Annotated in this window: 6 protein-coding genes; 1 reads left to right on the top strand and 5 read right to left on the bottom strand. The window is 36.4% G+C overall.

Annotated features, from left to right (window positions below; genetic code table 11):
• On the top strand, positions 1-466 hold a 466-nt coding region (gene istB, locus EKG35_RS03985; protein ID WP_126293032.1), incomplete at its 5' end, for an IS21-like element helper ATPase IstB.
• On the opposite strand, the gene EKG35_RS03980 is transcribed toward istB, so the two are convergent.
• The 5 genes from EKG35_RS03980 to pgsA all read right to left on the bottom strand — a co-directional run bounded on the left by EKG35_RS03980 (position 437) and on the right by pgsA (position 6,524).
• A complete protein-coding gene (locus EKG35_RS03980; protein ID WP_126293031.1) occupies positions 437-931 on the bottom strand; it encodes a CpsB/CapC family capsule biosynthesis tyrosine phosphatase in 495 nt (164 codons plus the stop codon). The two genes, istB and EKG35_RS03980, sit on opposite strands and share 30 nt — an antisense overlap.
• 142 nt (positions 932-1,073) lie before the next feature.
• Positions 1,074-2,630: a ribonuclease Y gene (gene rny / locus EKG35_RS03975; RefSeq protein ID WP_126293030.1), complete on the bottom strand. Its 1,557-nt coding sequence runs from the start codon at positions 2,628-2,630 to the stop codon at positions 1,074-1,076.
• Positions 2,631-3,311: 681 nt separating this feature from the next.
• Positions 3,312-4,376 carry a recombinase RecA gene (recA, locus tag EKG35_RS03970; RefSeq protein WP_126293029.1) on the bottom strand — a complete coding sequence of 355 codons (1,065 nt, stop codon included), beginning with the start codon at positions 4,374-4,376 and terminating at the stop codon, positions 3,312-3,314.
• 299 nt (positions 4,377-4,675) lie between these two features.
• Positions 4,676-5,932, bottom strand: a complete 1,257-nt coding sequence (locus EKG35_RS03965; protein ID WP_126293028.1) for a competence/damage-inducible protein A — start codon at positions 5,930-5,932, stop codon at positions 4,676-4,678.
• A gap of 13 nt (positions 5,933-5,945) precedes the next feature.
• On the bottom strand, positions 5,946-6,524 hold the full coding sequence (pgsA, locus tag EKG35_RS03960) for a CDP-diacylglycerol--glycerol-3-phosphate 3-phosphatidyltransferase (RefSeq protein ID WP_126293027.1): 579 nt from the start codon (positions 6,522-6,524) through the stop codon (positions 5,946-5,948).
• Between the last annotated feature and the right edge of the window lie 25 nt (positions 6,525-6,549).

Genomic DNA, 6,549 nt, shown 5'->3' with positions numbered 1-6,549 from the left:
CGATTTTATTCGAAGAAAAGAGAATGTAATTCTAGTAGGGGCGCCTGGAACTGGTAAAACACATTTAGCTTCAGCACTGGGTAGAAAAGCTTGTGAGCAAGGTTTTGAAGTACGTTTTTATCGAGTTTCGCATTTAGTAGAAGAATTGGAACAGGCTTTACATGTGGGGAAATTAAAGCAATTTCGAAATAAATTAGAGAAAATTGATTTAATGATATTGGATGAAATGGGTTATCTTCCATTTGGTAAAGAAGGAGCGGAGTTACTTTTTCAAATCATTTCTGAATTTTACGAACAGAAGAGTTTGATTATCACGTCAAATTTAGAATTTAGTCAGTGGAATCGTATTTTTTCAGATTCACGTTTAACGGCAGCTCTGGTGGATCGTTTGATTCACCATGCCCATATTATTTCTTATACGGGACAGAGCTTCCGTTTAGCCAATGCGTTGTCGAGAAAACAGTAAAAATATTGGGTGGCAACACTCTGTATTTTTCATTGCAATTCTCTGCATTTTTATCTTGCAAAATACAATTGGCGTTATTCCATCCTTTAATAATTCTTGAACAATGTGAAACGTATATAAAGGTACTGAATATGATGGCAGTTCAAGTAATAAATATTTTGAATTTGCTAAAGTATGTACTTCGAATGTTTTAACTAGTTGAGCTAAATTGGGGGATAGCCTAGCTTCGTGTCCTGTATATATTTTTAAGGGAATGTTATATTTCAAAAGCTCCATTTGAAGAAGATTAACTTTATTCTGAACTTGATTAAAATTTACTGAATATAAAGGATGTTGGAAATGTGATGTTGTAATAATGTCAGAAATCCCTTCATCTACTGCCTTTTGTAACATGTTAATTGTTTGCTGCATTGTTGCTGGCCCGTCATCTTCATTCCATAGTAAATGACTATGTATATCGATCAATACGTATCCTCCTTTTGCCATTACACACCAATTAACTATTGTTATTAAAAACATAATATAAAAGACTTTAAATTAGTACATGGAAAATATGATTTCATAGAAAAAAACCACTATCAACTAAAAGTTAATAATGGTTTTCCATTTATTTCGCGTATTCAACTGCACGTGTTTCACGAATTACAGTTACTTTTATATGGCCTGGATAGTCGAGCTCTTCTTCGATACGTTTTCTAATATCTCTTGCTAAGCGATGTGAAGCTAAATCATCAATCTTATCTGGTTGTACAATAATTCGAATTTCACGACCAGCTTGGATTGCATATGATTTTTCTACCCCATCATAGCTTTCAGAAATTTCTTCTAGCTTCTCTAGACGGCGAATGTAGTTTTCCAGTGTTTCACTACGAGCACCCGGTCTTGCTGCTGATAGTGCATCTGCAGCAGCTACAATTACTGAAATAACAGATGTTGGTTCAGTGTCACCATGGTGAGATGCAATACTGTTAATTACAATAGGATGTTCTTTATATTTCGTTGCAAGCTCTACACCAATTTCAACGTGACTTCCTTCAACTTCATGGTCAATTGCTTTCCCAATATCGTGAAGCAATCCTGCGCGTTTTGCTAAAGTTACATCTTCCCCTAGCTCTGCTGCCAGTAAACCAGCTAAATGTGCTACCTCGATTGAATGTTTTAACACATTTTGGCCATAGCTTGTACGATATTTCATACGACCTAGAATTTTCATCAAGTCAGGATGCAAGTTGTGAATACCTACCTCGAAAATCGTTTGTTCACCTGTTTCGCGAATTTGCTCGTCCATTTCTCGACGTGATTTTTCCACCATTTCTTCAATTCGAGCTGGGTGAATTCGACCATCTTGTACTAATTTTTCAAGTGCAAGACGAGCTGTTTCACGGCGAATCGGATCAAATCCTGATAAAATAACTGCCTCTGGTGTATCATCAATAATTAAATCAATACCAGTTAGTGTTTCAAGTGTTCGAATATTGCGACCTTCACGACCAATAATACGGCCTTTCATTTCGTCATTCGGTAGGTTTACAACCGATACAGTTGTTTCTGCAACGTGATCAGCTGCAAAACGTTGTAGTGCAAGTGATAATATTTCACGAGCTTTTTTGTCAGATTCTTCCTTTGCACGTGTTTCAGCTTCCTTCGTCATAATTGAAATATCTGTTGAAAGCTCGTTTTCAACCTGTTTCAAAATGATATCCTTCGCTTCTTCACGTGTTAAAGCTGCGATGCGTTCAAGCTCTGACTTCTGTTCGCGTACTAGCTCTTCCACTTTACTTTCCATCTGTTCAATATGCTGTTGTCTTTCGGCAAGAGCTTCTTCTTTTCGCTCTAAGCCTGTTTCTCTCTTATTCAGAGCATCATCCTTGCGATCAAGATTTTCTTCTCTTTGCAATAACCGGTTTTCTTGTTTCTGAAGCTCGTACCGGCGTTCACGGATGTCTTTTTCTGCTTCAGTTCGAATTTTGTGAGTTTCATCTTTTGCTTCAAGTAGTGCTTCTTTTTTAAGCGCTTCCGCTTCTCGCTTAGCTTCATCAATGATAAGCTCAGCCGAGTTTTTCGCACCATTTACTTTTGATTCATTCACTTTTTTCATATAGAAATAGATAACAGCGGCACCGACGATGAGTCCAAGCAAAGCGGAGATAATGTTGTCCGGCATTCGAACACCTCCTCTTGCTATATTCGTGTCATTTTCAGTCGGCTCATATATTGAGTAAGTTCAACATACTGCCTATTTCATTTCAAAATTAAGAAATTATACATATTTAATTGTATAGCTCAATACTAGGTCTGTCAAGGATTCCCACTATTACGCGATAATAATATAAGCATATATTTTGATAAAGACTTCGAATATGACTTTATCCACTTGTATTAAAAATTAATCTTAAAAGGATTTGAAAATTAAGCTAGAACTCTTTAATAAAATTTATGCTTATTTTTTACATAAAATAGAATTTCTTATTATTTTAGTCAAAATTTGATATTTTATTCAAAGAAGTTTTCTGAGTAGATTTATTCCAAATTAAGTAAATAATCCTTTACTTAATTATTTTTACCGTTCTTTGGCATATTCCTCTTTTTTTGAAAGAAGGATGATTATTACAAGACAGTTTATTCATAACAAGGCGTATTATGTTTATGTCCTTAATAATACTTCAAGTAGACCTACTATTAATCACCCTGAAAAGGCACTTCACAAAATCTTCGGGAATTTCTGATTGTATTAAAAAATCTACTCATTTAAAAATAAATGAGCAGATTTTACTAGAGAATAATTTGAGATTTATAAATCAATATTCAACTGTTCTCAGATTTTAGGACAGTGCTATAAAATATCCTATTCTTCGTCTAATAATAATGCTAACTCTTCATCCATTTCTTCCTCTTCATCATGTGCACCAATTGTATATGATGACGAAGCAATTCCATAGGATTCACGAATTTTGTTAGCTATCTCATCGCGGATTGCTGGATTTGCTTTTAAGTATTGTTTTGCGTTTTCACGACCTTGACCTATGCGCTCATCACCATATGCATACCATGAACCGCTTTTTTGAATAATGTCTAACTCTGCACCAAGGTCAACAATTTCTCCTTCTTTGGAAATACCTTCACCATACATAATATCTACTTCTGCAGTACGGAATGGAGGAGCAACTTTATTCTTTACAACTTTGATCTTCGTTTTGTTCCCTATCATTTCTGTACCTTGTTTAATTTGTTCAGCACGGCGAACTTCAAGACGAATTGACGCATAAAATTTAAGGGCACGTCCACCAGTAGTTGTTTCTGGGTTGCCGAACATAACGCCAATTTTTTCACGAACTTGGTTGATAAAGATAGCCAATGTGTTTGATTTGTTAATAATACCAGAAAGTTTACGAAGTGCTTGAGACATTAAACGAGCTTGCAGACCCATATGAGAGTCACCCATCTCACCTTCAATTTCTGCTTTTGGTACTAGGGCAGCAACTGAGTCGATAACGATAATATCAATCGCACCACTACGTACTAATGCTTCAGCTATTTCTAATGCTTGCTCACCAGTATCTGGTTGAGAAAGTAATAATTCATCAATATTAACACCTAATTTTTGCGCGTACACTGGATCTAATGCGTGCTCTGCATCGATGAACGCAGCTTGTCCGCCATTTGCTTGAATTTCAGCAATTGCGTGCAGGGCAACAGTCGTTTTACCAGATGATTCTGGACCGTAAATTTCAATAATACGGCCGCGAGGATAGCCCCCTACTCCAAGTGCTGCATCAAGCGCCAAAGAACCACTAGGTGATGTTGAGATTTGGCGGTCTGATTGTTCACCAAGCTTCATAATAGAACCTTTACCGAATTGCTTTTCAATTTGTTTTAATGCCATATCTAAGGCAGCTTTACGATCGCTCAAAATATTTCCTCCCTATATATCAATTGAATTAAGTTTGTCTCTTTCTTATGTCTCTACTATACTTCTTTTTGAGACAACTTTCAAGGAAAAAGCGAACATATTTTCGTTTTTTTGTGCAAAATAAAAATTTGAGCTACAAAAATAGCCCAAATTTCTTTTTTACATAATTAAAAAAGCATAAAAATTATTGGGATGTCTAGCCCCTCGATATAATTTGCATACCTCTCCTACAAGATATGAGACAAGTCGGCTAAGCATGCTCCTAAGTGTTGCCGATGTCCAGCTTAAAGTAGCTATTCTTATACTTTTTCATAACCTTTTTCATGTAACAATCTCATCAAGTAGCTGAATGCTAGTTTAACGGCGCGTATTCGGTTTGTATTGCGCATGCCTGAAAGCTGAAGCTTGCGAGTAATTGGATCAGAATCTCCAATACTAAATCCAATCCAAATTGTTCCTGCAGCTTGGCCGTCATGTGGTTCTGGTCCAGCAGCGCCAGTTAAGCCGATACCAATATCTGTTCCAAACTTTTGACGTACTTTAGAAGCCATAGCGGCTGCACATTCGCTGCTAACAATACCGAACTCATCTAAAAATGACTTTTCAATACCAAGCTGAGTTACTTTCGCCTGTTCAGTATATGTTACGACTCCACCAACTAGTATACTGCTTACACCTGGAATTTCAGCAAGCTCCGATTGAAACAATCCTGCTGTTAAACTTTCTGCCGCAGAAATTGTTAATTTATTATGGAGTAGCATTTCGACTGTTTTTGAGGCTAATGAATCGTCATTATTCCCGTAATGGTATTCACCAACAATGTTTAAAATTTCACCTTCTTTAGCTTTTATCAAATCCCAAGCTTCATTTTCTGAATTCGCTTTAGCTGTAATACGCAATGTTACCTCACCATCAGAAGCTAAGGGTGCAACAGTTGGATTTGATTGATTATCTAAAATATCCTGTACCTGTACTTCAAGCTCGGCTTCACCAATACCATAAAAACGTAAAACATGAGAAACAATAACACCGCCATCATTTAGAAGCGCAGCAAGTTTAGGCTTAACTTCAAACTGAAACATTGGTTCTATTTCTTTTGGCGGCCCTGGAAGTAATATGTATGTGCGGCCATTCTGTTCTAAAATCATTCCAGGTGCCATGCCATGATGATTAGCAAGCACTTTGCTTCCTTCAAGCACTAGTGCTTGCTTGCGGTTATTTTCTGTCATCTCCCGTCCACGTTGGGCGAAGTATTCTTCAATATAAGTTAACGCTACATTATCAAAGACTAGTGGTACACCAAGATGATTTGCAATTGTTTCCTTTGTTAAATCATCTTTAGTTGGTCCAAGCCCACCAGAGAATATAATTAAATCTGAGCGTGATTCTGCAATCTCAATTACATCTTTTAAACGTCCAGCATTATCTCCAACAGCTGTATGATAAAAAACATTGATGCCAAGTTCAGATAATTGAGTTGAAATAAATTTTGCATTGGTATTTGCAATTTGACCGAGCAATAATTCGGACCCAACCGCTATAATTTCCGCATTCATTTTCTAACCTCACTTATTTAGAGTTTACAAATACATGACGGTTTAAATAAAAATATTCCCATCCTGACCAAATGGTAAAGATTAACGCAACATAAAGAGCAATGATATCAAATGGTATGCCGATTAGTGTAAAGATAGTATTGTGTAATAACAGCGAAGCAATTGCAACGATTTGTGCCCATGTTTTAATCTTTCCTAACTGGCTGGCTGCTACAACTTCTCCTTGACCTGCCAAAATTGCACGCAAGCCTGTCACCGCAAATTCACGGCTCAAAATAATAATGATAACCCAAGAAGGTGCCATCCAAAGTTCAACTAGAATAATAAATGCTGCAGAAACCAATAATTTATCCGCTAATGGATCTAAAAATTTCCCTAATGTTGTAACTAAATTATATTTTCGTGCATAATAACCATCAATCCAGTCAGTTGTTGAAGCAATGATAAAGATTAATGCTCCTACAAAATGATTTACAGGCATTTCTGCACCAAATAGCTCGATTGTTCCCCAACCGAAGTCAAATAGTATTACAATCACAAATAACGGGATTAGACAAATTCTTGAGACTGTAATCTTATTCGGAATATTCATTTTTTATAACACCTTTCATTCGAAA

Origin of the sequence: Lysinibacillus telephonicus, assembly GCF_003966145.1 — a bacterium.
GTDB classification, from domain to species: domain Bacteria; phylum Bacillota; class Bacilli; order Bacillales_A; family Planococcaceae; genus Ureibacillus; species Ureibacillus telephonicus.
Note: the sequence above shows the minus strand (reverse complement) of the source record. Positions and strands in the feature narration are given on the sequence as shown.